Origin of the sequence: Granulicella tundricola MP5ACTX9, from assembly GCF_000178975.2 — a bacterium.
Taxonomy (GTDB): domain Bacteria; phylum Acidobacteriota; class Terriglobia; order Terriglobales; family Acidobacteriaceae; genus Edaphobacter; species Edaphobacter tundricola.
Window position 1 is genome coordinate 1,615,853 of the sequence record NC_015064.1, and the last position, 26,436, is coordinate 1,642,288.

A 26,436-nucleotide genomic window follows, 5' to 3' on the forward strand; every position below is an offset into this window, starting at 1 on the left:
GGAGGAAACACATGGCAAAGTACGCGTTGTATGCAGAGTTGAAGCCGAAGCCGGGCAAGGAAGCTGAAATCGAAGCGTTTCTGAAGCAAGGCGCGGAGATGGCGAAGGACGAGAAGGGCACCGTGACGTGGTACGGCTTCAAGGAAGACAACGGGACGTATGGGGTGTTCGATACGTTTGACGATGAGGCTGGGCGGGATGCTCATTTGAATGGTGAGATCGCCAAGGCTCTGTTCGCTGTGGCGGATGAATACTTTTCAGAGGCTCCTAAGATCCATAAGATCGCGTTGCTGGCGGAGAAGCTTTAGTGGCTGGCTGAGGGAGAACAGGCAACAACAACTGCCAATACGGAGGTTCTGAGCTTCGCTCAGAATGACGGTTGTGGGTGGGTGATGGTCGTGGTTTAGCCAGTGATGGGTTAGCCATGCGTTGCGTGGTCTTGGATTGATTGGAAGACGCGGAGTAGGTTGCCGCCGAGGAGCTTGTGAAGCTGCTCGGCGGTGATGCCGCGGTCGTAGAGGCCTCGGGTGATCTTGATGAGGTCGGCTGCGGTGTCGATCTCTGCCGGGGTTGCGGGGATGCCGTCAAAGTCTGAGCCTATGCCTATGTGGTCTTCTCCGGCTACGCGGAGGATGTGCTCGATGTGGTCCAGCAGGGAGCTCAGGGGTGGGCGCTCAAGGCGGGCGGCGAACTCACGGTCTATGGCGTTTGAGACGGCGAAGGGGACGGGGTCTCCGTTGAGGCGGTATGGGGCGGCTGCGGCTTGGTGAGCGAGGTCGCGCTCCGGCTTCAGAGCGCTCCAGGCGGCGCGCCAGGTCTCATCAATGAAGGCGGGGAAGAAGTTCACCATGACGGCTCCGCCGGTGGCGGCTATGGCGCGTATCTGGTCGTCGGTGAGGTTGCGGGGGGCTCCGGTAAGGGCTCGGGCGGAGGAGTGAGAGGCGATGATGGGGGCGGTGGAGGTGGCGAGGACGTCTTCCAGGGTCTTGTCTGATACGTGGCTTACGTCCACCATCATGCCGAGGCGGTTCATCTCGCGAATGACCTGTTTGCCGAAGTCTGTGAGGCCATTGTGATGGCCCCCGTCTCCGGAGGAGTCTGCCCAGGTGGTGGTGTGGCTCCAGGTGAGGGTCATGTAGCGGACGCCCAGCTGGTGGTAGGTGCGGAGGATCTCCAGGTTGTCCTCTATGGCGTGGCCGCCTTCTACGGCCAGGACGATGGCGAACTTTCCGGCCTTGCGGGCGACGAGGATCTCTGCGGGGGTGCGGCAGAGGGCCAGGGCTTCGGGTGCGCTGCGGACCTGGGCGAGGACGCCGTCGATGAGCTGGAAGGCGCGGTCGGATTGCGTGCCGGGGGGAAACTCGGTGGGGTCGACCCAGATGGCGAAGAACTCGGCGGCGAGGTTTCCTTCCTGGGCGGTGGCCAGGTTGATCATGCCGTCGTCGAGCGGGCCGGTGAAGCTCCAGTTCTCGTCGACGAAGCGCTGGGGTGTATCGGCGTGCGCGTCGAGGATGAGGGCTGTGGCGTGGATCTGGTCGGCTTCATGCATGGCGTTTTGTGAGTCTCCGTGGGGTATCCCCCCACCTGGGTGTTTCGGTCTAAAGTCTTCCATTCATTGTGGTTAGGTCTGGACTTCCAACCAGGAGGTCTAACCGCAGAATGAGAAAAGCCCCGGGAGTATCCCGAGGCTTCTCTGTGTCTACTTTCATTATACCGAGTTGCCAAGGGTAAATACCCCAACTATTTTTCGGATGTAACTTGCTTGAAATGTGGTTGTTACGGGAAATTTATGGGTTGTGAGGGCTTGACATGCGAATTTGCTGAGGTTTTCGGAGGAATTATTTTTTCGGAGGGCTAAGTGAAACAAAGCAAGCCGCAAAGGGCGCTGAGGAAAAACGCAAAGGGCGCTAAGGTATTGGGCGTAGCGGTGGCTTGGGACAACCCTGCGGGTGGTGGGGGTGTCTTATGGTGCGAGGTGAAGTATGAACTTCAATGACGGCACGACAAATCGGGATCTGAATTCGAGCAAGACAGCAGTGGACGCGTCGCATGAGTCTGGCGATAGCAAGGATGTAGCGACCACCAAGCAGGAGCAGTTGGATGGGGTGGCGATGGAGTCCGCCAAGCGGGCGAATAACCGGATTCATAGCGATGAGCAGGAGATTCCGGGCAGCACGATCTTTTCGAAGTAGAGTTTCTTTGGCTTCCAGTCTGAATGGAAACGCCTCGCTTATGCGAGGCGTTTTTTTTGGTCGAGATTTGTTCGGTCTTAGACAAAATACAGAGGTTCTGAGCTTCGCTCAGAATGACGACGGGGGAGTGGAATGACGCCGGAGTTTGATCCGAAGGGCGTGGTGGCTACTTGATGGTTTTGGCGCCGGCTTCTGCTACGGCCTGGTCCTGGGCACCGAGGCCGCCGGAGACTCCGATGGCGCCGATGACCTTGCCGTCGCGCAGAAGAGGGACGCCGCCGGCGAAGATCATGACCTTGCCGTCGTTGGAGGCGTTGATGCCGAAGAACTGGTCGCCGGACTGGGAGAGGGTGCCGAGGGTGCCGGTCTCGATGTCGAAGGCGCGGCTCGTCCAGGCTTTCTTCTGGGCGATATCGACGGAGCCGAGCCACGCGTTTTCCATGCGCTCAAAGGCGAGGAGATAGCCGCCGGCGCAGACGACTGCGATGTTCATGGGCTGGCCGATCTTTTCTGCTTCAGCGGTGGCTGCGGCGATGACGGTGCGGGCTTCTGCGAGGGTTACGGTGTGGCTCATTGGGTGACTCCTGGAAAATTTCAGTTACTGGGTAAGCTTACGCGGTTGTGGGGCTGGATGCGTAAGGATCCGGTAAAGGGTTGGTGGCTTTCCAGCCGTAGGTCTCGTAGTGCCAGTGGGCTTTGCCGTTGGCGAGCTCGAGGACGGTGAAGCCTTCGGGTGTGCCCCAGCGTGAGCCTCGCCACCAGTTGCCGCAGACGGCTCCGCTGGTGATGAACGGGATGCCCTGCCATTGGACGACCTCATTGATATGGGTATGGCCCTGGAGGACGGCGATGATGTTATGGCCGTGGAAGAGAGGGAGCACGGTGGGGGCGTTGCCCAAGAGGAAGCCGTGGAGGTGCGTGATCTGCTGGTAAGCAATGGCGGTGGCGGCTTTGTCATCCGGCGGCGAGTACTGGGGGGCGGCGGAGACGATGGGGACGTGGGTGGCGATGATGATGGGCGTGCCGATGGGAGTGGCGGCGAGATCGGATTTGAGCCAGGCGAGCTGGGCGTCATCGATCATGGCGTCGAAGCCGCGATCGGCGGTGATCTGGATGGAGTCGAGGAGGATGAAGTGGTATCCGGCTTGGTCGAAGGAGCGGTAGGTCTTGGTTTTGAACGTCTGCTCGAAGGCCTTCTTGCCGTAGAGGGGGTCGGTGAGGGTGATGTTGGAGGCGGGGTCGCGGCCGAAGACGTCGTGGTTGCCGATGACGTGGTGGATGGGGATGCCGTCTAGGGAGCGCTCGGTCTTTTGGTAGAGGTCGAGGAGCATGAGGGAGCGGTCGCGCGGGGCGGCGGCCAGGTCGAAGGCGTGGTCGCCACCCTGGATGCAGAGGTCTGGCTTTAAACTGCGGATCTTGGCGAAGGCTAAGGTGGTGCCCTCGTTGGCGTTGAGTTCTGGTTGGTTGTGGGTGTCGGTGAAGAAGATCAGGCGGAGGTTGCCGGGGGCGGCTGGAAGGGTGAGGGAGTAGGCGGAAGTCGGGAGGGCTAGTGCGGCGGAGGTGGCGGCAGAAAGGGAGAGGAAGTTGCGGCGGGTGAGGGAAGACATGGGGAGATTGTAGGCGAGGGCGTAAATGGAGGGCTAGAGATCGCGGAGGATGTCTTGCCGGGGCACGCCACGATGATATGCAACTTGATCCAGGATGCTGTTTAGAGTGCCGACTTTCAATGGACGATGATCTGGGATGATTACCGTTTGGCCGGTCGGGAAGTCGGTGCGCAGGTGAATATGGCTCCCTGTCTGATGGGCGCGTCTGTAACCCCAGCATCGCACCAGATGGTCGACAAGCTTTGATCCATGCAGGTTGCGCGGGGTTTTCAAGCCACCTTCAAAACTTGCTCACGGAGCATGAGGCGGACAGTGGCGGGTGGCTCAGAATCGTAGTAGTAGCACTTTGTTGCGTCGAGCACCATCGCACACAGATCCAGCCAATCATCCCCCTGCGTGAAGATGGGTACGCCAACAGCGGCTGCACAGAATCCGCCGTCTTCTTCATCGGGAGTGATCACGAACACAAGCTCTTCCATGTTGTAAAGACTACGCTTTGTGCGAATGGCCTTCAAGCTTTCTACAAGCTGAAGAAGTCTTTGACTTGCTGGATGACTACGTCTCGGCTGACGTCTGAGATGGCTTCGATGAGGGGGAGTTGCTTGGGGCAGGCGGCTACGCAGTTCTGGGCCATGCCGCACTCCTGGACTCCTCCGTCTCCGGCCAGGGCGCGAAGGCGTTCTTCCTTGAGGACGGCTCCGGCGGGGTCCATGTTGAAGAGCTTCACCTGGGCGATAGTGGCTGCGCCTACGAAGTTGGTGGAGTCATTGAACTGGGGGCAGACCTCCATGCAGATGGTGCAGGAGATGCAGTTGGAGAGAGGGTAGCGCGATTCCTGGATCTGGGGGAACTGGCGGGGGGCGGGGCCGAGATCGTAGGTGCCGTCGATGGGGACCCAGGCTTTGACGGCCTTGAGGTTCTGGAAGAGGACGGAGCGGTCTACGGCGAGGTCTCGGACGACGGGGAACTTGGAGAGCGGGGCGAGGGTGATGGGCTGCTCCAGCTTGTCTACTAGAGCGGAACAAGCCATCCTGGCTTTTCCGTTGATGAGCATGGCGCAGGAGCCGCAGATCTCCTCGAGGCAGTTGGCGTCGTAGGCGATGGCGGTGGTCTGCTGGCCGCTGGCGGTGACGGGCTCGGCGGCGATCTCACCCAACAGGGAGGTGATGTTCATGTTGGGGCGATAGGGGATGGAGAACTTCTCCGTGCGCGCGGGGGCGTCGGGCGTGGCCTGGCGCTTGATGTGGACTTCGATGGTGCGGGTGGCGGTGGCCATGGGATATTCCCTCAGGGGCTAAAGCCCGGTTTGTTGCTAATGCGGGTGGCGGGGCTGAAGCCCCGCCCTTTCAAAACTGATTGCACTTAGCGAAATCTGTGGGTGCTGAACATATCGCGGTCAGAACCGTAGATGACGGCGAGGTAGAAGAGCCAGGGAATGACATAGCGGCCGAACACCCACGATAGGGCAACGATTGGCAACACGTACATGGCAGGTCCTCAGGTTGATGAGTAGACGCGGGGGCGGGGTTTGATCCACTGGGTGTCTACTTCTTCGTAGGTGATCTTGGGGGCTCCGTCGACGAAGGCGGCCTTGGTGGTTTTGAGGAACTGTTCGTCGTTGCGGTTGGGGAAGTCCGGTTTGTAGTGGGCTCCGCGGGATTCGTCGCGCTGGCGTGCGCCCTGGACGATGACGCGGGCGAGCTCCAGCATGTTGTAGAGCTGGCGGGTGAAGGCGAAGCTGGTGTTGGCCCACTGGGACTTGTCGGAGAGGTTGATGTTCTTGTAGCGGGCGAGAAGTTCTACGATTTTTGCGTCCGCTTCATCAAGGCCGGCGTTGTAACGAACGATGGTGGCGTGCTTGGTCATGGTCTCGCCGAGTTCGCGCCAGAGCTTGAAGGGATTCTCCGTGCCAGGGTTGTTGATGAGCTTGTTGTTGAGGGTCTTCTGGCGGGCGAGCTCGGCGGCGTGGCCTCCGTCGCCTACCTGGGCGGGAAGGGACTTCGCGTAGGCTACGGCGTTGGGGCCGGAGAGCAGGCCGGCGTAGATGCAGGAGAGCAGGGAGTTGGCACCGAGGCGGTTGGCTCCGTGGATGCTGTAGTCGGCTTCACCGGCGGCGAAGATGCCGGGGATGTTGGTCTTCTGGTCGAAGTCTACCCAGAGGCCGCCCATGGTGTAGTGGACGCCGGGGAAGATCTTCATGGGGACTTCGCGGGGATCATCTCCGACGAACTTCTCGTAGATCTCCAGGATGCCTTCGAGCTTGTGGAGGCGTTCCTTGGGGAGGTGGGTGAGGTCTAGGTAGACCATGGGCTGGCCGTCGATGCCCATCTGGTCTTCGTAGACGATCTTGAAGATCTCGCGCGTGGCGATGTCGCGGGGGACGAGGTTGCCGTACTTGGGGTAACGCTCTTCCAGGAAGTAGTAACGGTCGGCCTCGGGGATCGACTTGGCGACGCGCTTTTCGTTGCGGTCGCGTGGGACCCAGACGCGGCCGCCTTCACCGCGGGCGGACTCCGACATGAGGCGGAGCTTGTCTTCCCCGGGGATGGCGGTGGGGTGGACCTGGATGAACTCGCCGTTGGCGTAGAAGGCTCCCTGCTGGTAGAGGGCGGACTGGGCGGAGCCGGTGCAGACGACGGAGTTGGTGGACTTGCCGAAGATGGCTCCGTTGCCGCCAGTGCAGATGATCACCGCATCGCAAGGGAAGGTGCGGGTCTCCATGGAGCGGAGGTCCATGGCGCAGATGCCGCGGCAGACTCCGTTGTCGTCGAGGACTGCGGAGAGGAACTCCCAGCCTTCGTACTTGGTGACCTTGCCTTCGGACTCGTGGCGGCGGACCTGCTCGTCGAGGCCGTAGAGGAGCTGCTGGCCGGTGGTCGCGCCTGCGAAGGCGGTGCGCTGGTAGAGCGTGCCTCCGAAGCGGCGGAAGTCCAGCAGACCTTCCGGCGTGCGGTTGAAGGGTACGCCCATGCGGTCCAGGAGGTCGATGATGGCGGGGCCTTGGGCGGTCATGTTCTTGACGGGGGTCTGGTTGGCGAGGAAGTCGCCGCCATAGACGGTGTCGTCAAAGTGCTTGAGGACGGAGTCGCCTTCGCCTTTGAGGTCCTTGGCCGCGTTGATGCCGCCCTGGGCGCAGACGGAGTGGGAGCGCTTGACCGGGACGATGGAGAAGAGGTCGACGATGCCGCCGGACTCTGCGATCTTGATGACGGCGGCGAGACCGGCTAGGCCTCCGCCTACTACGATGATGCGGGGTGTTGCTGCCATGAGTGTCGTCCTGCTATTACGAATTTGGTCAGATACCGGTGGAAGATTACTTAGTTCACAAAGCAGTTAGCGCTCAAAGAAGAAAATGACGATGCTAGAAAAAAAGAGAACATAACCGAATACAACTAGCGTGCGCCATACACTTTTTGGAAATCTTTGCCGGTGGGCTTGAAACACTGCCGATAGATGCTTCCGGGATGACCGTTGCCACAAAACGGTTTGAGGCATTGCATGCTGGCTAACGAGGTCTCGTTCAATTTTCTCCTGAGCCAAGATCCCTAGAAGTATCCCTAGACAAGCCACATAAAAGTGGGGATGAATGTCATGGATACTCTGTATCTTCACCGAATTTCTCCCGGCTGGGATGGATTGGTTGAGTTTGGTGGCGCAATGTTTGGTGCTGGTAGTGTGACTCCGGCCGGCTGCTCGGGCATGACATCCTGGGGGACATTGGGGTATTTGTAGACGACGGCGTAGATGCTGATGAGGCCCATGAGACAGAGGACCGAGCCGATGCCGGCGCAGGCGTAGCCCATGCGTTTGCGGGCCTTGTCGCCGGGGGTGATGCCCCACTTGGCGCAGAAGAGCCAGATGCCATAGGCGAAGTGCCAGGTGGTGGCGATCATGGCGACGACGTAGATGGCGAGCATCCAGGGGTTGGAGAGCTCGTGCTGGACCTTGGCAAACGCTGCCCCCGGATGTTCAGGCAATTGAACACCCATGAAGCGCTGGCGGACAACGTGCTGGATGATGTACGCCAGGGCGATGATGCCGGTGACGCGCTGGGTGATGTACATCCAGTTGCTGGCCCAGGGGTAGACGTTGACGTTGACGCGGCCGCGGAAGCTGATCCAGACGCCATAGAGGGCGTGGAAGGCGAGCGGGATGAAGATGAGGCCCCACTCCAGAAAGCGGACGAGGGGGAGGGAGTTGAGGAGCTTGACCTGCTGGGCGTAGGCGAGGGGACCGTTCCAGGTTTCGAAGTTGGAGACGATGTGCTCGACGAGGAAGGCGCCGATGGGGATGATGCCGGAGAGGGAGTGCAGGCGACGCCAGAGGAAGGAGTGGCCCTGGCCGGCGCGGAGGGGCTTGACACCCTTGTTGCTGCCTGCGAGATCGGGTGGGGCTACGGGTGCGGCGGCGGCCATGGGGACTCCTTGAGGCTGATGGGTGCTGGTTTGTTGCTCAAATGTTCGGCAGTGTGATTATTCCGCTGGTAGAGGACGGTGGTCAACAAAACTGTCGCTTTCGTGCGGTAATCGATTCGGTTGTGCGATTTTGTGATTCTGGCAGGGTAGCCGCTGGGGCAGGGGTAGGAAAGCGGTCGATTGCTTCCGCAATCGATACCCCACCCTGCCGCGATGAAACTGCGTCGAGGATGGGGCACCCGACGTGTCAGTGAGGAAGTTTGGGGAGGAGGTCGCGGAGGGCTCGACCGCGGTGGCTGAGGGTGAGGCGGGTTGCGGGGTCTAGTTCGGCCATCGTTTGGTTGGTTTCCGGAACCAGGAAGTAGGGGTCGTAGCCGAAGCCTTCTTTGCCTTGGGGGGATTCAAGCAGAATGCCTTCAAGGGAGCCGGTGCCGTTGGCGATGATCTCTCCGTTGCGGGCGGCGGCTATGACGCAGCGGTAGCGGGCTCGGCGTTGAACTCCGGTGAGGTGGGCTGCGCGAGCCTGGAGGGCCTGGTTGTTGCGGTCGTCCTTTGTCTGGCCGGGCGTGGCGGGGAAGTTTTCGTCTTCTGCGAAGCGGGCGGAGCGGACTCCGGGAGCTCCTGCGAGGGCGTCGAGTTCTATGCCAGAGTCGTCTGCGAGGACGATCTGGTCTGGCGCGAGGACGGAGTAGGCGAGGGCCTTGATGCAGGCGTTGCCTTCGAAGGTGGGGGCGTCTTCGATGGGCTCGGGGATCGACGAGAGGTTAGAGACGGGGAGGATGGTGACTGTGCCGGTTTGGTCTTCTTGATTCGCTGCGGCGTGGGCGAAGTCGCGGAGCTTGCCGGGGTTGGAGGTGGCGATGTAGAGAGTGAGGGGCAAAAGCGCTAGGCTCCCTTGCCGAGGTTCTTGACGAACTCATTAGCTACTTTTTCAAAGCCTCCGTTTTCAGTGTCGATGGCTTCGGCGAACTGCTGGTCGAGGGGTGCGAGGTAGCGCTCCGGGACTTGGGCGAGGCGCTGCTGACGCTCAGCGAGATCAAGCGGATAGCCTGTGCCGAGGAGCTTGATGGCAGCCTCCACGGCTTCAGCGGCTTTGATCATGCCGAGCTCCTGGAAGCCGAAGACGGCCTCCGGCGCGAGGATGCCGGAGCTGTTCATGAAGAGCTGATGGAAGCCTCCGTTGACGGCCTCCGCCTGGACGAAGTGCGCGGCGCAGAGGATGCCGGCGGGCTGCGCGGCGGAGGCGTAGCTGAGGAGGAAGGCGCTGGGTCCGTCGTAGATGTTGATATCGTCCCAGACGGTGTCCATGAGGACGGTGTAGCTCTGCTCGTTTTCCATATGGGACTACTGTAATGCTCCGTTTCACCGAAGGGCCGATGGGCGGTGGAAAAATTATTGCGAGATGCGGAAGCGGATGAAGGCAACGGCCGAGAAGGGCGTGCGGCCGTAGGTGGAGACGAGTGGGTCCGGGGCTCGGTAAAGGGTGAACTGGGCTCCGGGTGCGGCGAGGAGATGAGGGGCGATGCGGTACTGGCGGTCGTAGCCGAGGGAGTAGGCCTGGACGTGGCCGAGGGTGATCTCGGGCGGGTTGGGGTTGGTGGGGTACTGGTCGAGCAGGAGTTCGCTGGTGCGGTCTGCGAACTCGACGCGGGTCCATGCGAAGTTGTTGGTTCGGAAGTTGAGGAGGGATTCAGCGAGGTAGCTGTTTTCAATGCTGCCGTCTTTGAGGGACTTGGTGCGGCCCCAGATGAAGGTGTTGGACCAGTTGCTGTCCTTGCGCGGGCGGTTGTACATGACGGAGGCGGTTTGGCGGCCCTGGTCTTCGCCGGGGTGGAGGGCCTCCGGGCTGGTGATGTGGGCGATGCTGTACTGGGCGGAGAGATTGGCGGTTGGGACCCAGGTGATGCGGGTGGAGTAGCTATCGACGGCGTGGCCGTTGGGGGATGGGGCAAAGTGCCAGCGGGCTTCGGTGGGCTCGGCCCCGTGGAAGCCGGAGCCTTCTATGCGGAGGGTCTTGTAGGTCAGCCCGGCGGTGAAGACGTTGAAGGCGATGTGGGTGGAGTCTTCCTGGTGGTGGCCGAGGGCGGCAATGGGATCTTCGGACGCGGAGAGCCGGTGGGGGTAGGCGGTGGGGCCGATGGCGGGGTCGCCGACGGGGGCGGCGTAGAGGCTGAGGAGGGAATGCTTGCTGAGGTGGAGATCGTAGAGGGCGGCTAGTTCCATGACGAAGTCGTGTGGGTGCTGGCCGTCTACGATGGCTTTGCCATTGGCGGTCTCGCCCTGCTGGAAGAGCTCGGGGTAGAAGCCCTGCTGGACAGTGGCGGGCTCGATGCTGAGCATTGAGCGCAGGGTGAACTGGCCTTGATGGCTGCCGAGGTTCAGGCTATGCATGCCCATGGGCATGACCCAGTTGGTGGAGAAGAGCTTATCCGTGCCGCGATGGTCCGGCGTGATGCAGGCGGCGGCGATCTCTGTGCAGACGGCGGCTGGGGGCGGTGTGGGGGTGCCGGTGGCGTGCTGCTGGATGTCGGCGAGGAAGGCGTCGCCGTGGAGCATGAGGGACCAGCCGCGGCGTGGGGTGGCGGACATCCACATGCGCATGGGTTCGGAGGGCGTCTCAATGGTGGTGCCGGAGGAGCTGTGCTGGAGGATGGAGTCGATGAGGGTTGTGGCGGGCTTCATCATCGAGTTCATGGACATGCTGGAGTCAGTCATGTCCATGCCGGGCATGTCCTGCATGGGCTTTTGCTGCTTGGGAGCCTGGGCGGGCGGGTGCATCTCCATGCCGGGCATGTTTGGCATGGGGGATTGCTGGGCCTGAGAGACGGAGAGGCAGAGGAGCGCGGAGGCGCTGGCGAGCAGGTGCTGGAGCTTCATGAGGAGTCCTGAGGTGGAAAGGTCGTTCGATGACGGAGGGGCTCGCAGACGCACTGCGGCCAGGTCAGCGGGACGAGCTTCAGATCCTCAGGATGGGATGGAGAGGTGGGCGGAGCTGGATCGATGCGGATGCTTGTGAGGGGGCATCGGTCTTCATGGTGAGCGTTGGGAGCGCCGTGGTCAGGTTCGATGATGGGGCAGGGAGGGCGTAGGAGGCCAACGAGATCTGCTGTGCCGGCGGCAGGGGCGCTACACAGCAAAGAGCCGCAACGGACTGGGTGGATTGGGGGCAGCACTCAGCGCAATGGGCAGCGGGCGGCATGGCCATCATGCTTGCAGTGGGTTGCATGGCGGCGGAGCAGGGGACCACGGCGATGACGAGGGCGAGGAGACAGAGCAGGGACGACACGATCCAGCGGAAGGTGCTGGAGCGGGAGGCCGGGTTCTTCTGCAATGCCATGCACCCAGTATAGGAGCATTCGAGCGAAAGGTTCAAAGAGCCACAGGGCGGGTCACTTTGGGGGTGCCTGAGTGGTTGGGGCTGCTGCCTTCAACAGGATGATATCGACGCGGCGATTCTGGGCTCGGCCGGCGTCCGTGGCGTTGTCTGCGATGGGGCGGAACTCGGCGTCGCCTGCGGCTGAGACCTGGGCGGGGTCGACGGCGTTCTGGGCGATGAGCAGGCGCGTGATGGTGGCGGCGCGTGCGGTGGAGAGCTCCCAGTTGGTGGCGAACTGCGTGGTGTGGATGGGGATGTTATCGGTGTGGCCTTCCACGCGCATGGACTGGCGAGGGAGTGCGGCGGCTACGGTCTGGAGGACGGCCAGGGCTTCCGGGCGGACGTCTGCCGAGCCGGAGGCGAAGAAGCCGGCCTCGCGCAGGGAGACGACGAGGCCGTCGCCGGTGGCGCGTACGCTGACGGCGTCGCTGGTGAGCTGCTTCTTTTCCACCTGGGCTTTGACGACCTCCTTGAGTCTGATCTCGGTGGCTTCAGCGGACTCTGCCGCACTGGGGACGGGCAGGGCGATGGGAGCGGTGGCGAGGTTGAGGGACGAGTTGCCGTCGGTGGTGATGGGCGGGGTCTTGGAGTGCTGGTCGAAGATGCCGTTGTGCATGAAGGCGGACTGCACGGCGTGGGCGAGCATGACCTGCTTGCGCTTGTCGTTCTGGCCGGAGGCGAAGAGGACGACGAAGAAGGCGAAGAGGAGCGTGATGAAATCGGCATAGGAGACGAGCCAGCGTTCGTGGTTGACGTGCTCGGGATGCTTCTTCTTGCTCATGGGTCTCCTTAGGCTTCGGCGGGTTTGCTTGCGCTCTCAGCGCCGGGCTTGCTTTCAAAGAGGAAGGTGCGGAGCTTGGTCTCGATCATGCGCGGGTTCATACCTTCCAGGATGGAGCAGACGCCTTCCAGCATCATCTCCTTGAGCATGACCTCTTCGGCATGGCGGAACTTCAGCTTGCCGGCGGCAGGGAGGCAGATGAGGTTGGCGACGGCGACGCCGTAGATGGTGGCGACGAAGGCGGTGGCGATGCCGCGGCCGACCTCATCGATGTTGTCCAGAGACTTCATGACCTGGATGAGGCCGAGCACGGCTCCGATGATGCCGACGGTGGGGGAGTAGCCGCCCATGGCTTCAAAGACGGCGGGGATTTTTTCTTCGATGGTGCTCTTGTTGTCGAGCTCAAGCTGCATAATCTTGCGAAGCTCGCTGGGTTCTGTGCCGTCGACAGCGAGCATGAGGGCTTGCTTGAGGAAGGGATCGTGTACGGCGGCGAGCTCTGCGTCGAGCGAGACGATGCCGCTTTTGCGGGCCTTGTTGGCGAAGTCCACGATCTGGGCGAGGACGGCTTCACCGTCATGACCCTTATGCAGGAAGACCTTGACGATCTGCTTCATGGCGGCCAAGAAGATATTCATAGGGAACTGCAGCATGACCGCGCCGATGGTGCCGCCGAGCACGATCATGGCGGCGGTGGGCTGCGTGATCTGCGCGATGCTGCCGCCTTCAATCATCATGCCGGCGAGAATGCCGGCCAGCGCGAGTACGATACCGCCAATGCTGGCGAGGTCCATGGTTTCAGCTCCTGAAAGGGTTCCGGACTGGTGCGAAAAGGTTCACGAGAAGAGGGCTGTCAGTTGGGGCTAGCAATCCGAGTCGTGCTTGGGATGAGCATGTGCGTGCTTGTGGGCGAGGTCGTCTGTCTTGGCGAAGAGGGCTGAAGCTGCGTCCGGCCATGCGGTGCGGAGGACGCTGCCGCGCCAGGCGAGCATGCGCGCAATGAGCTCGTCACAGGACTCACGCACGATGAGCTTTTCTCCGGTGACTAAGGTGATGGTGGTGTCGGGTGCAGGCTCGGCGAAGCGGATGAGGTCGCAGTTGAGGATGAGCCGGTGCCCGTTCAAGCGTGTCAGGTCGATCATTGAGAGGATGCCTCCTATGGGGCTTATCGGCTCATAAAGGGATGGCGAGAGTCACCTATACAAGTGATTGCGAAATGAAGGGCGGGGAGAGGAAAACCTAAAGTCGCACCGGTCCACGCCGATGGAGTGGTTGAACGCGAAGCCATCCGCAAGCTGCGGGGAGCCGGTCAGAGCAGCAACTGAACGATCTCCTGCAAGGACCCGGGACAGGCGGCGCGGCACCTTAAACCGAGTCACAGGAGCGGACTATATGTCATTGGGCGTACTGAACAACATCGCAGCCATCTACGCGCAGAACAATCTCAACAACACGCAGGCCAGCCTGCAGAACACGCTCACGCAGCTCTCTTCCGGTTCTCGCATCAACTCTGGTTCTGACGACGCGGCCGGGCTGGCCGTTGCGGATGGACTTGCAGCCAACGAGTCCGCGCTGACGCAGTCGGCGGCCAACGCAAGCGACGGCATCGGCCTGCTGCAGACGGCAGACGGCGCTCTTTCGCAGGTGACCAACCTGCTCAACCGCGCGGTTACGCTTTCAACCGAGGCCGCCAACGGCACACTGAACAGCAACCAGGTCAGCTCCGCCAACCAGGAGTATCAGAACATTCTTTCGGAGATCGGCAACATTGGCGTGACGACCAACTTCAACGGCCGCAGCGTCTTCACGTCGACGGCAAAGACGGTGTTCGTCTCTGACGGCACCGTCAGCGGCGCCAATGTCTACAGTGACGTGGTCGGCACGCTGGCCAAGGGCGGTGTCGGCGAGACGGCACCGGTCGGCGCGGGCATCGCCATCACCAACCCGACTCCGACCGCCTCCACACTGACGGCAGGTTCAGTCGCTACCTTCGGCGCTCTGGCTGCGACGACCGATTCGGTTGGCGGCACCATCAGCGTGGCTGTCGGCACGGGCGGTACTGCTGTGGTCTCGACGATCGCCAAGGGCACTGCGCTGTCCGATGTCGTCAGCCAGTTGAACGCGCAGTACAACGCTGCCAATAACGGTGTGACTGCCAGCCTGGTCTCCGGCAAGCTGACCATCACCGGACCGCAGGATGCTGCGAATACCACCGCCGGCACGAACACGCTGGTGGTCACGGGTACGGCCTTGACCGACTATGCTCAAGCGACTTCCACCGCAGGACCGGCGGCTGGAATCGACTTCACCCAGTCCACCGTCTCGACCCTGACGCAGGCCACCGCGCAGACGGTTCTGACGACCGTGACCTCCGCGATTGCGGCGGTTGCGTATCAGCGCGGCATCATCGGCGCGGATGTGAACCAGCTTACCGCGGCGTCCGGCGTGGCTTCCACCGAGAGCGAAAACCTGACGGCGGCGGAGAGCAACATCCGCGAGACCAACTACGGTCAGGCCACCAGCGATCTGGCCAAGTATGAGGTCCTCTCTCAGACCGGTATCAGCGCCCTGGCCCAGGCCAATAGCGTGCAGCAGGAGGTTCTGAAGCTGCTGCAATAGTCCACGCGGTATCACAGCAGGCAGGGTAGGGGCAGGTCCACATGGGGCCTGCCCCTGCTCCGATTGCGCCGCAGAAACGCAGGACAAGAGAGTTCTAATGCAGCCGCATCGGCTTTGGCCTGTGGGTTGCAACTGTTATCAGCAGGCAAGAGGGAGAGCGTATGGGAACCGTGGGATTGAGCTTCGGCTCGGCGACCAGTGGCGCAGGATTCGATGTGGCGACAACGGTGAGTTCGATCCTTGCGATCGAGTCAGGCGTGGAGACGCCTTGGAAGGCGCGGCTGACGAGCCTGCAATCGCAGGATGCGGCGTTTTCGTCTCTGGGCACGCAGCTCTCTACGCTTTCTACCTCTTTGTCTTCGCTGACGAGTTTTGATGGACTGTTCGCAGCCAAGCAGGGCTCCAGCTCCGATACCGACGTGCTGACGCTGACTTCCGCGAGTACGTCGGCCGTGGCGGGCAGCCATACGGTGGTGGTGAACAACCTGGCGCAGACCTCATCGAGCTACTCAGACCAGATCACGTCTGCAAGCGATACGCTGGGCGGGAGCTTGACGATTGCGATCGGCTCCGGCACGCAGACGATCACGCTGGGCAGCAGCATCAACTCACTGTCGACGCTGGCGGCTGCGATCAACTCCGGCTCCTACGGGGTTGCGGCCAGTGTAGTGACGAGTACGACCGGCTCGCGGCTTTCTCTTGTGAGCAACACCAGCGGCGCGGCGGGTGAGGCCACCATTACTTCCAACCTCACCGATACCACGACTTCGACGGCGGTGGGATTCACAGAAGGGCAGGCTGGTAAGGATGCGAGTCTGACGGTCGATGGACTCGCCACGACGAGCGCCTCCAACACCGTGACGACGGCGATTCCAGGGGTTACGTTTCAATTGCTTTCAGCGCCCGCGGGATCGAGCAACACCTCAGTGCAGATTCAGATTACGAACGATAACAGCTCATTGGAGTCGGCGGTGCAATCGTTTGTGACGGCGTATAACGCGGTCAACAGCAGCATTGCGGCGCAGGAGAAGAACGATTCGACCGGGACCGCGGAGCCGCTTTATGGCAATCCCACGCTCTCTCTGTTGCAGACCCAGCTTTCGCAGGCGCTCTTCTCCGGCGCGGCCAGCGGGAAGGTCTCGAGCATAACGCAGCTAGGACTTTCGGTGGGCTCCGATGGTTCGCTCTCGTTGAATACGGATACGCTGGACGCCGCATTGAACTCCAACTACAGCGATATTGCAGGCTTTTTTCAAGCCTCCGGGAGCTTTGGGCAGAGCCTGACGACGACGTTGAACCAGCTCGGCACGAACTCGACGACAGGCGCGATCTCGCTTGCGCTGGCGCAGAACTCGACCGAAGAGTTGGGGATCAACACGAATATCGCCAATGAAGACGCGCATATTGCGACAGAGAGCACGGCGCTGACGGCGGAGCTGAACCTGGCCAACCAGGAGTTGCAGGCGATTCCTTCGCAGATCGACGAAGTCAACAAGCTGTATAGCGCGGAGACGGGCTACAACCAGACGCAGGCTTAGCAGAGGTTCGAGGAGGCAGTATGGAAGCGATGTCCTATCAGCAGCAGTCCCTTGTGGGCGCCACCGGAGTGGAGTTGATTGTGGCGCTCTATGACGCGGCGATCCGCAACCTCTATCGCGCGGCCGACAGTGCGCGGGAAGAGGACGTGATTGGGCGCAGGATCGCGGTGAAGAAGGCCGTGGACATCTTCATCTATCTGCAGGCCAGGCTGCGGCCGGACGTGGGCGGTCGCGCGGCGGCTTCGTTGTCCGACTTCTATGCGGCCATGTTCACGATGACGCTGGAGGCCTCGCATATCGGTTCCGTTGATGGCTTCATGGAGGTCATCGACTGCGTGCGGAATGTGCGGGAGGCGTGGGCGATCGTGGCGCGTGATCCTGATGCAGGTAAGGTGCTGCCGCGCGAGTTGCGGACGCGCGAAGAGCGTTTTGTTGCGCCGGTCCATGCGCAGCAGGAACAGGCCGCTGCATCGCGGTGGTCCGCTTAGTCTTGCTTAGTTTGCTACGGCGAGCTCTTCTTCAAGCTGCTGCTTCTCATAGAGGTGTGTGTAGTAGCCGCCGCGTGCGAGCAACTCATCATGCGTGCCTAGCTCCGCGATGCGGCCCTCGACCAGCACGGCGATCTGATCTGCGTTGCGTGCGGTTGAGGTGCGGTGAGAGATGAGGATCGTCGTGCGGCCCTGCATGACGCCGCGCAGGCCGCTGAGGATGCGCTCTTCCGTGTAGGTATCGACGGAGGCGAGCGCGTCGTCAAGGATGAGGATGCGGGGATCGCGGATCACGGCGCGTGCGATGGCGGTGCGCTGCTTCTGGCCGCCGGAGAGGGTGACGCCACGCTCGCCGACCAGGGTCTCGAAGCTTTTGGGGAATTCGAGGATCTCGGTGCGGATGTGGGCTACGGTGGCCGCGTCTTCCACCTGCTGGAGCGTGGCGTCGGGTGCGCCGAAGGTAATGTTGTGGTGGATGGAATCGGAGAAGAGGAAGGTCTCCTGCGGGACTACGCCGACGTTGCCGCGCAGCGTTTTCAGCGGGAACCCGCGGATGGGTAGACCGTCTACGAGCACTGAACCGTCCGCCGAATCGTAGAGACGCGGGATCAGGTTCACCAGCGTCGATTTGCCTGAGCCAGTGGGCCCGACGATGGCGAGGCTTGTGCCGGCGGGGATGCGCAGGTTGATGTTGTGCAGGACGGGCGTGCCGGGGTTATAGGCAAAGTTCAGATTGCGGAACTCGATCTCTCCGGCGAACGCGGGCTGCTCGCGGATGAGTGCGGGATCGTCCGCGATATCCGGCTTCTGCTTGAGAATTTCGTCGATGCGGATCACGCTGGCGGTGCCGCGCTGGAAGAGGTTGACGACCCAGCCGATGGCGATCATGGGCCACGTGAGCTGGACCATATAGACCATGAACTCCGTAAACTGGCCGACGGAGATATGGTGCAGCACAACCTCATGTCCGCCCACCAGCAGCGTGATCATCAGCGACAGGCCAAGCACGAACTCGAGCGTAGGCCAGAGCATCGCCATCAGGCGCACGAGGTGGAGGCTGCGGTTGACGTTCTCCTGATTGGCTGCCTCAAAAGAGGCGATCTCCGCATCTTCCTGGGCAAAGGCGCGGATGAGGCGTGCGCCGGAGAAGTTCTCCTGGGCCTTGGCGGAGATGTCAGAGAACATGGCTTGGATGCGCTCGAAGCGTTTATGAATCCGTGCGCCGAACTGCTGCACCAGCAGCGAGGCCAGGGGCAGCGGAACGAACGCAAAGAACGTCAGTCTGGGGCTGATGCGGAACATGAACGGCAGCGACGCGGCGGTGAAGAAGATAGTGTTCGCGCTGTACATGATGGCCGGCCCCAGCAACTGGCGCACGGCGCTGAGGTCGTTGGTGGTGCGGGCCATGATGTCGCCGGTGCGGTGGGTCTGGTAGAAGGCGGGCGACTGGCGTTCGAGGTTGGCGAAGAGGTCGTTGCGGAGGTCGAACTCGATCTCACGCGATGCGCCGATGAGGACCTGGCGGGTGATATAGAGGAAGACGGCGGAGGTCGCGGCCACCGCCAGCAACAGCAGCGAGTGATGGATGATCTTCGTCGTGGTGACCTCGATCTTGAGGTCGTCCACCGCATGGCCGATGACGATGGGGAGCATCGCCTTGACGAAGTTATAGATGATCACCGCGACCCCACCCCAGGCGAGGTGCTTCCAGTAACGCTTGAGGTAGGGTACGAGCGGCTTTAAACGATCGGGCATTGTTGGTTAGATGAGCCTCGGGGTACTAAGGCTTCGGAGTTGTTGCGGGGGGTGTGGCCGCCGAACCGGCAGGCGGGGTGACGGTGGTCGGCTTGGTCGGGTCGGCTCCGGGAATGGTGGCGGGCTTGGCTCCGTCGTCAGCAGGCTTGGTGCTTGCTGGGGGCGGGGTTGCGGTGGCCGGGCGGGGCTGCGGTGGCGGCTGCTGCGGGAAGTCGGCCTGGGCGATCAGTTCCACGTCAAAGACCAGCATGGACTTGGCCGGGATGGTAGGGGGCTTGCCGGCATCGCCGTAGGCGAGTTCATACGGGATAAACAGGCGGCGCTTTCCACCAACGTGCATGCCCTCAAAGCCCGTGTCCCAGCCGGTGATCACGCGGTGAACGCCCGCGGGGAAGACGATGGGGTCTTTACGGTCGACCGACGAATCAAACTTGGTCCCGTTCAGCAGGTAGCCGGTGTAGTTGACCGTGTAGAGCTTCAGCGGCATGGCCAGCGGACCGGTGCCGACGAGGGTATCGATGTACCGCAGCGCGAAGAGGGTCTTGGGGCAGCCGGCGATCTTGGGGATCTTGGCGTCGAGCAGCGGCATGTCAGCACAGGCGCCGGTCGCGGCCCGGTGGGTCGCGGTGGTCGAGTGATGCACGGCGGGCTTGGCTGCGGTTTGGGCCAAGGCCGGGGCGGCCAGGGACAGGAGGACGAGCGCGGGGGTGAGCTTCATGATGGGTTTATGTTACATCGTCAAATCGCCGGGGAGGTGACAGCCCGGTAAGAGGGCCGCGCTGCTTTACCATCGAAGAGGTTGAAAGAAAGCGAGCAGGGAATTGGCCTACAAGGATTTGCGCGAGTGGATTGCCCGTCTGGACAAGGCGGATGAGCTGGTAGTGATCAAGGAGCCGGTGAGCCCGTACCTGGAGATGGCGGAGATCGCCGACCGCGCCGCGAAGATGCCGGCCACTGCGACGAAGGGCCCTGGAGGCCCCGCGCTGCTGTTTGAGAACGTCACCGGCCACCCCGGCGCGCGAGTGCTGATGAACCAGTTCGGGTCTGAGCGGCGGATGCAGCTTGCGCTGGAGGTTCCCTCGCTGGACGATATCGCAGGCCGTATCCGCACGCTGCTGCATCCTCCCACGCCCACCGGCTTCATGGACAAGCTGAAGCTGTTGCCCATGCTCGCTGAAGTGGGGAGCTTTTTCCCCAAAGTGATCGATAAGGCCGATGCCGCGTGCAAGCAGGTCATCCACAAAGGCGCGGACGTCGACCTGAGCAAGCTCCCCATCCTGACCACCTGGCCGCAGGACGGCGGTCCGTTCATCACGCTGCCGTGCGTGATCACGCGGGATAGCAAATCCGGCAAGCGCAACGTCGGCATGTACCGGATGCAGGTCTATGACAAGCAGACGACGGGCATGCACTGGCAGCGCCAGAAGAACGCAGCCGAGCAGCTTCGCGACCGGCTCCGCGCCAGCTCTGAGGACGCCACGGCTGCGGTCGATCTGATGGCCCTGACCGCCGGCGGCACGGTTGCCGCGCCGGATCTTTCGTCGCTGAACCAGCAGACGATCACCAAGATTCGCGGCGACCGCATGGAGGTCGCGGTGGCCATTGGCACGGACCCTGCGACGACCTTTTCCGCAATCGTCCCTGCGCCGCCTGAGATTGAGGAGTATCTGATCTCCGGCTTCCTGCGCCAGAAACCGCTGGAGCTGGTGAAGGCGGAGACGGTGGATCTCGAAGTCCCTGCCCACGCGGAGTACATCCTTGAGGGCTTCGTCAATCTGGGCGAGCTACGCACCGAGGGGCCATTCGGCGATCACACCGGCTTCTACACCATGCAGGATGAGTACCCGGTCTTTCACCTGACCGCCATCACGCACCGCAAGAATCCGGTCTACGCGGCGACCGTCGTAGGCAAGCCGCCCATGGAAGATGCCTGGATGGGCAAGGCCGTGGAGCGCATCTTCCTGCCGTTGATGCAGTTGACCATGCCGGAGATCGTGGACGTGAACCTGCCGGCGGCAGGCGTGTTCCACAACCTGATGATCGTGTCCATCCGCAAGTCGTACGCGGGCCACGCGCGCAAGGTCATGAACGGTGTCTGGGCGATGGGGCAGGCGATGTTCACCAAGTGCATCATCGTCGTGGACGAGGACTGCGACGTGCAGGACCTGAACGAAGTCACGCTCCGCACGGCCAACAATATAGATCCGGAGCGCGACATCCAGTTCACGCTGGGGCCGGTGGATTCGCTGGACCACGCCAGCCGCCTGCCCAACTTTGGCTCCAAGATGGGCATCGACGCGACGCGCAAGTGGGCTGCCGAAGGCTTTACGCGGCAGTGGCCTCCTATGCTCGCCATGCCGAAGGAGGTCAAGGCGAAGGTAGACGCGCTTTGGCCGAAGCTGAAGATTCGCTAGCAATGGCGCGGCGGGGGTGTAGAATTTCGGCAAGTTTCCCGAGGAATCTGCGATGTCCACCTCCGTTGTTTCGTTCCCGAACTCCGCGTCCATTCCCGCCGTTGCAGCAAGCGCGCAGCAGGGCGTTCCGTGGACGATCTGGGCAGGCGTTCTCGCCGTGACCTCCGCGTCGTTTGGCGGCGCGTGGGATGTGGCGTGGCATCGCTCGATCGGGCGTGACTCGTTCCTGACTCCCGCGCACATTGCGATCTATGCCTGCGGGGTGATTGCGGCGGTGGTCTGCGGCTACCTGATCCTGGCGACGACCTTCAGCAAGTCGCAGCAAATGAAGGATGTTTCCGTGCAGGTGCTCGGCTTCCGCGCGCCGCTGGGAGCGTTCATTGCGGCGTGGGGCGGCATCGCCATGCTGACCAGCGCGCCGTTCGATAACTGGTGGCACAACGCCTATGGCCTGGACGTCAAGATCATCTCACCGCCGCACACGCTGCTGATCCTGGGGATTCGTGCGGTCTCGTTCGGCGTGCTCTTCCTGATTCTTGCCGCGATGAACCGCGCGGAGTCTGTAGGCGAGGAGACCGGATCGACCCACAAGACGCTGCAGCGGCTCTTCCTTTATATGGGTGGGTTGATGGTCGTGGGCCAGATGTTCTTCCTGCTGGAGCAGACGTTCGACGTTGGCCTGCACAGGATGGTCCCGTACATTGCGATGGCGGTTGCGTTGCCCGCGGTGTTTGCGCTGCTCTCCCGCACCACGCGCCATCCCTGGGCTGCAACCATCGCCAGCGCCATCTATATGGTCATCTCTATTGGCGAGATCCTGATCTTCCCGCTGGTTCCTGCGAGCCCCAAACTCGGCCCCGTCTTCTTCCCGGTGACGCACCTGATCCCCACCAAGTTCCCCGTCCTGATCATCGTGCCGGCCATCGCGCTTGACCTGCTGTTCCGCCGTGCAAAAAGCTGGAAGGCGTGGCAGATCGCGCTTGCGGCAGGTGCGTTGTTTACCGTCATCCTGTTTGCGGTGGAGTGGCCGTTTGCGAGCTTCCTTCTCTCGAAGGCGAGCGAGAATCGCTTCTTCGGCACCATGTACTTCGACTACAACTCGCGCCCCGACGGCCCGGACCGGTTACGCGAGTTTATTGACGTGGCACGGGGTGCAGCCATTCCCATCGGCCTGGCCGTCGCAGCGGTCTGTGGTGCGGTCAGCACGTGGATCGGCCTGCGCTTCGGCGGCTGGATGCGCGGCGTGCAGCGGTAGGCGGCGATGACGAGACGTATCTCCCTGGTACTCCTCTTTCTATTCGCGCTTCCGCTGACGGTGTTCGGTCACGTCGGCTCCAAAGACGTCTTTGAGACGGTCCACGCCGGCCCGTATATCCTCAACGTCACCATCCGGCCGCCGAACGTCATCCCCGGCATTGCGACGGTTGAGATTCGAAGCTTCGGCGCTTCCATCACCGGACTGTCCATCACGCCTCTGCCCATGACCGGCGAGGCCTCCAAACATCCACCGGCTGCGGACGTTATGACCGCCTCCAAGGTCGATCCTGCCTTTTATACCGGCGGCGTGTGGATCATGGCTGCCGGGGCATGGCAGGTCCGTCTGGATGTCGACGGGCCCTCCGGGCACCAGTCCGCCTCGGTGCCGGTTCTCGCCGTGCCGCTGGAGACCCTGAAGATGCAGCCTGCCATGGGCTGGGGTCTGGCCGCGCTGGGACTCTTTCTCGTGCTGTCGATGGGCGGCATCGTCGCTGCGTCCTTTCGTGAAGCCCGTCTGCGTCCGGGCCTTATTCCCACTCCGAACCTCCGCCGTCGCAGCCTGCTCGCCATGGTTGCGAGCCTCGCGGTGATGGCGCTGTTTGTCTATCTGGGGGCCAAGTGGTGGAACGTCGAGGCGGCGGGCTACGCGGAGAATATCTATACCAGGCCGACCACCTCCGCCACTCTAAAAGGCGATCAGATGGACCTGCTGGTCGCAAAGTTCAGGCCTAATCCAGAGGCCTCGTCCAAACTGACCGGCAAGCGCCTCAACGACGACTACCTGCCCGATCACGGCAAGCTGATTCACCTCTATGCCATCCGTGAACCGGAGATGGATGCTGCTTATCATCTGCATCCCAGCCTGGTTGCGCCGGGTGACTTCCGCATGAACCTTCCGCCGATGCCCGCAGGCCAGTACCGCCTGTATGGCGATGTAGTCCACGCCAACGGGTTCCCGGAGACGCTGCTTGCGACGCTCGACATTCCGGTGGCCACGTCCTCTGTTCCCCTCGCGCAGGATGATGCTGAGGCGCACCCAGCACCTCTGAGCCGGGGTCCATTGGGTCCGTCCGATAAGCTGCCCGATGGCTATACGATGACCTAGGATCGTCCGGCGACACTCACCGCATCCACCGCGTACGCCTTCCACTTCCAGTTGACTGACCCGCAAGGGAATCCCGCCACGCAGATGCAGCCTTATCTCGGTATGGCCGGTCACGCCGCCTTCGTCAAAACGGACGGCACGGTCTTCGCGCATACGCATCCGGAGGGCTCTGCGGCGATGGCGGATGTCATGCTGACGAACCCGATGAGCGGTATGGAAACCTCCGGGCCGATCGCGCCTGAGGTGGACTTCCCGTATGGATTTCCAACGGCAGGGAAGTACCGGATCTTCGTGCAGATGAAGCATGGTGGGACGGTCGAGACGGGGGTCTTCGACGCGAATGTGCAGTAAAGCACATATATTCGTCTTGCCAGCCGGACTCAGCAGTTTCATACTCGAAGCATGACCTATATCGCCACGGTAGACCATGAGGGACAGATCAAGCTGCCGCAGGAGATCCTTGAACACCTGGGTGTGTCTGCCAACGTTCAGGTTGAACTGGAGGCGACAGAAGGTGCGGTCAAGGTCAGCAGAAGATTGGCCGGAGAAGCGACCATGTCTCTGGAGAATCGATTGAAGCGGGCCAAAGATGCCATCGAGAAGTATGGTGGCCCTGTGAGAGAGCAGTTTCTTGCGGAAGGTTGGAAGTCGGTGGATGAGTACATCGACGATATGCGTGGTCGATGAGGACAGTCGTCGATACCAACGTCCTGCTCAGTGCGATTATCTATTCTGAGCTTGGTTCGGCTTCGGCAACGAACTCACTTGTCATCGCCGCCGCATTCGGTACTCTCACGACCTCAGCCATCTGCTATGCGGAACTGGCGAGGCGGTTTTCGAATCGCCGAAATCTGGATGCTCTGCTTGAACAGTTTGAATGTGCCGTGCGGGGGGTTGATGAATCAACCGCATTTCTCGCAGGGCGGTTGTTTGAGCAGTATCGCGAACGGGGCGGGTCCAGGGAGCGCATTCTCGCGGACTTCCTTATCGCCGCCGACGCCATCCTGAACGCGGACCGACTTCTCACACGAGATCATCGCTTCTTCGGAACCAGCTTCGATGGTCTCGTAGCGGTGGCTCCGGAAGACCTGTAGAGGCCTATTCCACCGTCACAAACACCAGCGACTCAAGATTCCTAACCCACCGCGCCGGCCGTTTGTCCTCAGTCGACACCAGCTTGAACTTCCCATCCTCCGTCAGGGGCTTACCGTCGACGGTCAGCGCGATAATGACGTCACCCTGGTGCATCTCGCCTTCGACCTCAGACGCAGCGAAGAGCACCCAATACTTATCCGTGCCGGTCGCACGCAGGTAGCTGCGATAGACCTTCTTCGCCCCATCGCCGGCCATGGTGACGCCCTGCTTTGCCAGCAGATCGCTAACCGCCACGCCCATATAGACTTCATCGACTTTGCTGTGACCGTTGTGCGCCGTGATGGTGCGCTGCGGCATGGCGGCCAGCTCGTCCGGGGTCAGCTTGACGGTTTTGCCATCGACGGTGAGCGTCAGGCTGGTCGAAGGCGCGGAAGGCTTGTGGATGTGCGTCTCAGCCGCCGGAGCGGCAGTTTGCGCGGAAGCGCCAGCAAATACTCCCAGAGTCAGTCCCAACACCGCGCCAGCCAGCTTGTTTCGCATCCGCATCTCTCCCATCAGATCTCGTCCGAGCCCTAAGGTACCCCAACCCGCCCACAAAAACCACTCTTCCTTGCCGCTCCCGTCAACAGGCCTCCCCCGCAAGCCGCGTCTCCGCTTATACTTGTGGAATGTCCATGATCCGCGACGCCGCTGCCATCGCCAAGGGAATGAGCATCACCTTCAAGGAGATGTTCCAGCCGACCGAAGTCGAGAACTACCCCGACGGCAAAGGGCCGATGCGCGGTGCGCAGTTTCAGCAGCGCTTCCGCGGCAAACACCAGCTTCAGCGCGACGAAAACGGCTTGGAGAAGTGTGTCGCCTGCTTCCTCTGCGCCGCTGCCTGTCCGTCGAACTGCATCTATATTGAGGCTGCCGAGAACACGGAAGAGGTTCGCATCTCTTCCGCCGAGCGCTACGCCAAGGTCTACAACATCGACTACAACCGCTGCATCTTCTGCGGTTACTGCGTCGAGGCCTGCCCTACGGACGCTATCACCCACGGCCACGGCTTTGAGCTGGCAAGCCTGAACGCCACGACGCTCGTCATGCGCAAGGAAGACCTGCTCGTGGACATCCAACCCGCCATGCCCCTGACCCCCGGCTCCGCGCACGACCAAGCCGACCGCCTCGCCTGAGATGGCTGCACCGTCCTGGCGAAGCGCGTTGGAGGAGTACATCCGCCGCGAGGCACAGCCGCCTGAGAAGTTCGGCCACCAGCCCCGCCTCTATGAACTGACCCGGCAGATCGGGCAGGGAATCGCCTATGACGACGAGGTCGTCTGCGCTGCTGTCTGGCTGCACGATCTCGGCGTCTTCACCGGCCATCGCCCCGAAGATCTGGAAGAACTCAAGCGCTGGGACAACACCGCCTACGCCATCGCAAAGGCCCCCGCTCTCCTGAACTCCTTCGGCTTCCCGCAACACAAGATCCCAGCTGTTCTCGAATGCATCCGCACCCACCAGCCCTCCTTCTCGCCTGAAAGCATCGAAGCCACAATCCTCCGCGATGCCGATATCCTCGAGCAGCTTGGCGCAGTCGGCATCCTCCGCACCGTCTGCAAAGTCGGCCGCGACACCCGCTTTGCGACCTTCACCCAGGCCGCCGCATCTCTTCAGAAGGCGCTCGACACGCTGCCCGCGCTTTTACTGCTTCCCGCCTCCCGCGCTCTTGCGGAGGACCGCATCCACATCCATCGAGCCTTCCTGCAAGCCGTAACGGTCGAGGCTCAGGACAGCCTCTACTAACGCTCAGGG

General features: G+C 61.9%; 31 protein-coding genes and 1 pseudogene. 13 read left to right on the forward strand and 19 right to left on the reverse strand.

What is annotated here, in order from left to right:
• Positions 1–11: 11 nt before the first annotated feature.
• A complete protein-coding gene (locus ACIX9_RS06895) occupies positions 12–308 on the forward strand; it encodes a putative quinol monooxygenase (RefSeq protein WP_013579760.1) in 297 nt (98 codons plus the stop codon).
• Positions 309–418: 110 nt separating this feature from the next.
• Here ACIX9_RS06895 and ACIX9_RS06900 read toward each other — a convergent pair whose 3' ends face one another.
• Positions 419–1,549 (reverse strand): dipeptidase, encoded by a 1,131-nt coding sequence (locus tag ACIX9_RS06900; RefSeq protein WP_013579761.1) that lies wholly within the window; start codon positions 1,547–1,549, stop codon positions 419–421.
• A 433-nt stretch (positions 1,550–1,982) separates the two neighbouring features.
• Between ACIX9_RS06900 and ACIX9_RS06905 the strand changes: the two genes are divergently transcribed.
• Positions 1,983–2,192, forward strand: a complete 210-nt coding sequence (locus ACIX9_RS06905) for a hypothetical protein (protein WP_013579762.1) — start codon at positions 1,983–1,985, stop codon at positions 2,190–2,192.
• A 166-nt stretch (positions 2,193–2,358) separates the two neighbouring features.
• Here the strand turns inward: ACIX9_RS06905 and ACIX9_RS06910 are convergent, their stop codons facing one another.
• The 15 genes from ACIX9_RS06910 to ACIX9_RS06975 all read right to left on the reverse strand — a co-directional run bounded on the left by ACIX9_RS06910 (position 2,359) and on the right by ACIX9_RS06975 (position 13,513).
• The gene (locus ACIX9_RS06910; protein ID WP_013579763.1) at positions 2,359–2,766 is read right to left on the reverse strand and encodes a GlcG/HbpS family heme-binding protein; all 408 of its coding nucleotides are present in this window, start codon (positions 2,764–2,766) and stop codon (positions 2,359–2,361) included.
• A gap of 37 nt (positions 2,767–2,803) precedes the next feature.
• The gene (locus ACIX9_RS06915) at positions 2,804–3,799 is read right to left on the reverse strand and encodes a metallophosphoesterase family protein (RefSeq protein WP_013579764.1); all 996 of its coding nucleotides are present in this window, start codon (positions 3,797–3,799) and stop codon (positions 2,804–2,806) included.
• A 33-nt stretch (positions 3,800–3,832) separates the two neighbouring features.
• Positions 3,833–4,072: a type II toxin-antitoxin system HicA family toxin gene (locus ACIX9_RS27660; protein WP_013579765.1), complete on the reverse strand. Its 240-nt coding sequence runs from the start codon at positions 4,070–4,072 to the stop codon at positions 3,833–3,835.
• On the reverse strand, positions 4,069–4,278 hold the full coding sequence (locus tag ACIX9_RS06920) for a hypothetical protein (RefSeq protein ID WP_041596977.1): 210 nt from the start codon (positions 4,276–4,278) through the stop codon (positions 4,069–4,071). The genes ACIX9_RS27660 and ACIX9_RS06920 overlap by 4 nt, the downstream gene beginning before the upstream one ends.
• Before the next feature lie 41 nt (positions 4,279–4,319).
• Positions 4,320–5,075 carry a succinate dehydrogenase iron-sulfur subunit gene (gene sdhB / locus ACIX9_RS06925; protein ID WP_013579767.1) on the reverse strand — a complete coding sequence of 252 codons (756 nt, stop codon included), beginning with the start codon at positions 5,073–5,075 and terminating at the stop codon, positions 4,320–4,322.
• A gap of 86 nt (positions 5,076–5,161) precedes the next feature.
• Complete coding sequence (locus tag ACIX9_RS27335; protein ID WP_013579768.1) at positions 5,162–5,287, reverse strand: hypothetical protein; 126 nt, start codon at positions 5,285–5,287, stop codon at positions 5,162–5,164.
• A gap of 9 nt (positions 5,288–5,296) precedes the next feature.
• Positions 5,297–7,066 carry a succinate dehydrogenase flavoprotein subunit gene (sdhA, locus tag ACIX9_RS06930; protein ID WP_013579769.1) on the reverse strand — a complete coding sequence of 590 codons (1,770 nt, stop codon included), beginning with the start codon at positions 7,064–7,066 and terminating at the stop codon, positions 5,297–5,299.
• Between the two features lie 341 nt (positions 7,067–7,407).
• Positions 7,408–8,214, reverse strand: coding sequence for a succinate dehydrogenase (locus ACIX9_RS06935; protein WP_013579770.1), 807 nt, complete (start codon positions 8,212–8,214; stop codon positions 7,408–7,410).
• Positions 8,215–8,461: 247 nt separating this feature from the next.
• Positions 8,462–9,094: a non-canonical purine NTP pyrophosphatase gene (locus ACIX9_RS06940; RefSeq protein WP_013579771.1), complete on the reverse strand. Its 633-nt coding sequence runs from the start codon at positions 9,092–9,094 to the stop codon at positions 8,462–8,464.
• A gap of 5 nt (positions 9,095–9,099) precedes the next feature.
• Positions 9,100–9,552 carry a DMP19 family protein gene (locus tag ACIX9_RS23615; RefSeq protein WP_013579772.1) on the reverse strand — a complete coding sequence of 151 codons (453 nt, stop codon included), beginning with the start codon at positions 9,550–9,552 and terminating at the stop codon, positions 9,100–9,102.
• Positions 9,553–9,606: 54 nt separating this feature from the next.
• Complete coding sequence (locus ACIX9_RS06950; protein ID WP_013579773.1) at positions 9,607–11,091, reverse strand: hypothetical protein; 1,485 nt, start codon at positions 11,089–11,091, stop codon at positions 9,607–9,609.
• 79 nt (positions 11,092–11,170) lie between these two features.
• Complete coding sequence (locus ACIX9_RS25660) at positions 11,171–11,551, reverse strand: hypothetical protein (protein WP_013579774.1); 381 nt, start codon at positions 11,549–11,551, stop codon at positions 11,171–11,173.
• Positions 11,552–11,603: 52 nt separating this feature from the next.
• Positions 11,604–12,371 carry a flagellar motor protein MotB gene (locus tag ACIX9_RS06965; protein ID WP_013579775.1) on the reverse strand — a complete coding sequence of 256 codons (768 nt, stop codon included), beginning with the start codon at positions 12,369–12,371 and terminating at the stop codon, positions 11,604–11,606.
• A gap of 8 nt (positions 12,372–12,379) precedes the next feature.
• On the reverse strand, positions 12,380–13,165 hold the full coding sequence (locus ACIX9_RS06970; protein ID WP_013579776.1) for a flagellar motor protein: 786 nt from the start codon (positions 13,163–13,165) through the stop codon (positions 12,380–12,382).
• 69 nt (positions 13,166–13,234) lie between these two features.
• Positions 13,235–13,513, reverse strand: a complete 279-nt coding sequence (locus ACIX9_RS06975) for a flagellar FlbD family protein (RefSeq protein ID WP_013579777.1) — start codon at positions 13,511–13,513, stop codon at positions 13,235–13,237.
• Between the two features lie 250 nt (positions 13,514–13,763).
• Between ACIX9_RS06975 and ACIX9_RS06980 the strand changes: the two genes are divergently transcribed.
• The 3 genes from ACIX9_RS06980 (at position 13,764) to ACIX9_RS06990 (ending at position 17,016) form a co-directional block, all read left to right on the forward strand.
• Positions 13,764–14,990, forward strand: a complete 1,227-nt coding sequence (locus ACIX9_RS06980; protein WP_013579778.1) for a flagellin N-terminal helical domain-containing protein — start codon at positions 13,764–13,766, stop codon at positions 14,988–14,990.
• Positions 14,991–15,151: 161 nt separating this feature from the next.
• Complete coding sequence (gene fliD, locus ACIX9_RS06985) at positions 15,152–16,528, forward strand: flagellar filament capping protein FliD (RefSeq protein WP_013579779.1); 1,377 nt, start codon at positions 15,152–15,154, stop codon at positions 16,526–16,528.
• Between the two features lie 20 nt (positions 16,529–16,548).
• The gene (locus tag ACIX9_RS06990) at positions 16,549–17,016 is read left to right on the forward strand and encodes a flagellar export chaperone FliS (protein WP_013579780.1); all 468 of its coding nucleotides are present in this window, start codon (positions 16,549–16,551) and stop codon (positions 17,014–17,016) included.
• 6 nt (positions 17,017–17,022) lie between these two features.
• Here the strand turns inward: ACIX9_RS06990 and ACIX9_RS06995 are convergent, their stop codons facing one another.
• A complete protein-coding gene (locus ACIX9_RS06995) occupies positions 17,023–18,771 on the reverse strand; it encodes an ABC transporter ATP-binding protein (RefSeq protein ID WP_013579781.1) in 1,749 nt (582 codons plus the stop codon).
• Positions 18,772–18,796: 25 nt separating this feature from the next.
• Positions 18,797–19,489 (reverse strand): FKBP-type peptidyl-prolyl cis-trans isomerase, encoded by a 693-nt coding sequence (locus ACIX9_RS24625; RefSeq protein WP_013579782.1) that lies wholly within the window; start codon positions 19,487–19,489, stop codon positions 18,797–18,799.
• A 103-nt stretch (positions 19,490–19,592) separates the two neighbouring features.
• On the opposite strand from ACIX9_RS24625, the gene ACIX9_RS07005 reads away from it, so the two are divergent.
• The 6 genes from ACIX9_RS07005 to ACIX9_RS07025 are packed head-to-tail and all read left to right on the forward strand — an operon-like array spanning position 19,593 to position 24,641.
• Positions 19,593–21,185 carry a UbiD family decarboxylase gene (locus ACIX9_RS07005; protein ID WP_013579783.1) on the forward strand — a complete coding sequence of 531 codons (1,593 nt, stop codon included), beginning with the start codon at positions 19,593–19,595 and terminating at the stop codon, positions 21,183–21,185.
• A 52-nt stretch (positions 21,186–21,237) separates the two neighbouring features.
• A complete protein-coding gene (locus tag ACIX9_RS07010; RefSeq protein WP_013579784.1) occupies positions 21,238–22,440 on the forward strand; it encodes a hypothetical protein in 1,203 nt (400 codons plus the stop codon).
• A gap of 6 nt (positions 22,441–22,446) precedes the next feature.
• Positions 22,447–23,547 carry a hypothetical protein gene (locus tag ACIX9_RS07015; RefSeq protein WP_232298809.1) on the forward strand — a complete coding sequence of 367 codons (1,101 nt, stop codon included), beginning with the start codon at positions 22,447–22,449 and terminating at the stop codon, positions 23,545–23,547.
• A gap of 51 nt (positions 23,548–23,598) precedes the next feature.
• A complete protein-coding gene (locus tag ACIX9_RS26795) occupies positions 23,599–23,898 on the forward strand; it encodes a hypothetical protein (RefSeq protein WP_232298810.1) in 300 nt (99 codons plus the stop codon).
• A 51-nt stretch (positions 23,899–23,949) separates the two neighbouring features.
• Positions 23,950–24,234, forward strand: coding sequence for an isoprenoid biosynthesis enzyme family protein (locus ACIX9_RS07020; protein WP_013579785.1), 285 nt, complete (start codon positions 23,950–23,952; stop codon positions 24,232–24,234).
• Positions 24,231–24,641, forward strand: coding sequence for a type II toxin-antitoxin system VapC family toxin (locus ACIX9_RS07025; protein ID WP_013579786.1), 411 nt, complete (start codon positions 24,231–24,233; stop codon positions 24,639–24,641). The genes ACIX9_RS07020 and ACIX9_RS07025 overlap by 4 nt, the downstream gene beginning before the upstream one ends.
• A gap of 4 nt (positions 24,642–24,645) precedes the next feature.
• Here the strand turns inward: ACIX9_RS07025 and ACIX9_RS07030 are convergent, their stop codons facing one another.
• A complete protein-coding gene (locus tag ACIX9_RS07030) occupies positions 24,646–25,182 on the reverse strand; it encodes a molybdopterin-binding protein (RefSeq protein WP_013579787.1) in 537 nt (178 codons plus the stop codon).
• Positions 25,183–25,298: 116 nt separating this feature from the next.
• On the opposite strand from ACIX9_RS07030, the pseudogene nuoI reads away from it, so the two are divergent.
• Both nuoI and ACIX9_RS07040 read left to right on the forward strand, forming a co-directional pair.
• Positions 25,299–25,817, forward strand: a pseudogene (gene nuoI / locus ACIX9_RS07035) (NADH-quinone oxidoreductase subunit NuoI); the annotation flags it as partial.
• A gap of 1 nt (position 25,818) precedes the next feature.
• Positions 25,819–26,427 (forward strand): HD domain-containing protein, encoded by a 609-nt coding sequence (locus tag ACIX9_RS07040; protein WP_013579789.1) that lies wholly within the window; start codon positions 25,819–25,821, stop codon positions 26,425–26,427.
• Positions 26,428–26,436: the final 9 nt, after the last annotated feature.

Coding starts and splice junctions, on each gene's coding strand:
- ACIX9_RS06915 (WP_013579764.1), bottom strand. CDS start 3,799: ATGTCTTCCCTCACCCGCCGCAACTTCCTCTCCCTTTCTGCCGCCACC.
- ACIX9_RS06995 (WP_013579781.1), bottom strand. CDS start 18,771: ATGCCCGATCGTTTAAAGCCGCTCGTACCCTACCTCAAGCGTTACTGG.
- ACIX9_RS07020 (WP_013579785.1), top strand. CDS start 23,950: ATGACCTATATCGCCACGGTAGACCATGAGGGACAGATCAAGCTGCCG.
- ACIX9_RS06900 (WP_013579761.1), bottom strand. CDS start 1,549: ATGCATGAAGCCGACCAGATCCACGCCACAGCCCTCATCCTCGACGCG.
- ACIX9_RS06990 (WP_013579780.1), top strand. CDS start 16,549: ATGGAAGCGATGTCCTATCAGCAGCAGTCCCTTGTGGGCGCCACCGGA.
- ACIX9_RS07010 (WP_013579784.1), top strand. CDS start 21,238: ATGTCCACCTCCGTTGTTTCGTTCCCGAACTCCGCGTCCATTCCCGCC.
- ACIX9_RS06920 (WP_041596977.1), bottom strand. CDS start 4,278: ATGGAAGAGCTTGTGTTCGTGATCACTCCCGATGAAGAAGACGGCGGA.
- ACIX9_RS25660 (WP_013579774.1), bottom strand. CDS start 11,551: ATGGCATTGCAGAAGAACCCGGCCTCCCGCTCCAGCACCTTCCGCTGG.
- ACIX9_RS06965 (WP_013579775.1), bottom strand. CDS start 12,371: ATGAGCAAGAAGAAGCATCCCGAGCACGTCAACCACGAACGCTGGCTC.
- ACIX9_RS23615 (WP_013579772.1), bottom strand. CDS start 9,552: ATGGAAAACGAGCAGAGCTACACCGTCCTCATGGACACCGTCTGGGAC.
- ACIX9_RS24625 (WP_013579782.1), bottom strand. CDS start 19,489: ATGAAGCTCACCCCCGCGCTCGTCCTCCTGTCCCTGGCCGCCCCGGCC.
- ACIX9_RS06905 (WP_013579762.1), top strand. CDS start 1,983: ATGAACTTCAATGACGGCACGACAAATCGGGATCTGAATTCGAGCAAG.
- ACIX9_RS06975 (WP_013579777.1), bottom strand. CDS start 13,513: ATGATCGACCTGACACGCTTGAACGGGCACCGGCTCATCCTCAACTGC.
- ACIX9_RS06980 (WP_013579778.1), top strand. CDS start 13,764: ATGTCATTGGGCGTACTGAACAACATCGCAGCCATCTACGCGCAGAAC.
- ACIX9_RS06970 (WP_013579776.1), bottom strand. CDS start 13,165: ATGGACCTCGCCAGCATTGGCGGTATCGTACTCGCGCTGGCCGGCATT.
- sdhA (WP_013579769.1), bottom strand. CDS start 7,066: ATGGCAGCAACACCCCGCATCATCGTAGTAGGCGGAGGCCTAGCCGGT.
- ACIX9_RS06950 (WP_013579773.1), bottom strand. CDS start 11,091: ATGAAGCTCCAGCACCTGCTCGCCAGCGCCTCCGCGCTCCTCTGCCTC.
- ACIX9_RS06895 (WP_013579760.1), top strand. CDS start 12: ATGGCAAAGTACGCGTTGTATGCAGAGTTGAAGCCGAAGCCGGGCAAG.
- ACIX9_RS06935 (WP_013579770.1), bottom strand. CDS start 8,214: ATGGCCGCCGCCGCACCCGTAGCCCCACCCGATCTCGCAGGCAGCAAC.
- ACIX9_RS07015 (WP_232298809.1), top strand. CDS start 22,447: ATGACGAGACGTATCTCCCTGGTACTCCTCTTTCTATTCGCGCTTCCG.
- ACIX9_RS27335 (WP_013579768.1), bottom strand. CDS start 5,287: ATGTACGTGTTGCCAATCGTTGCCCTATCGTGGGTGTTCGGCCGCTAT.
- fliD (WP_013579779.1), top strand. CDS start 15,152: ATGGGAACCGTGGGATTGAGCTTCGGCTCGGCGACCAGTGGCGCAGGA.
- ACIX9_RS07025 (WP_013579786.1), top strand. CDS start 24,231: ATGAGGACAGTCGTCGATACCAACGTCCTGCTCAGTGCGATTATCTAT.
- ACIX9_RS07040 (WP_013579789.1), top strand. CDS start 25,819: ATGGCTGCACCGTCCTGGCGAAGCGCGTTGGAGGAGTACATCCGCCGC.
- ACIX9_RS06910 (WP_013579763.1), bottom strand. CDS start 2,766: ATGAGCCACACCGTAACCCTCGCAGAAGCCCGCACCGTCATCGCCGCA.
- sdhB (WP_013579767.1), bottom strand. CDS start 5,075: ATGGCCACCGCCACCCGCACCATCGAAGTCCACATCAAGCGCCAGGCC.
- ACIX9_RS07030 (WP_013579787.1), bottom strand. CDS start 25,182: ATGCGAAACAAGCTGGCTGGCGCGGTGTTGGGACTGACTCTGGGAGTA.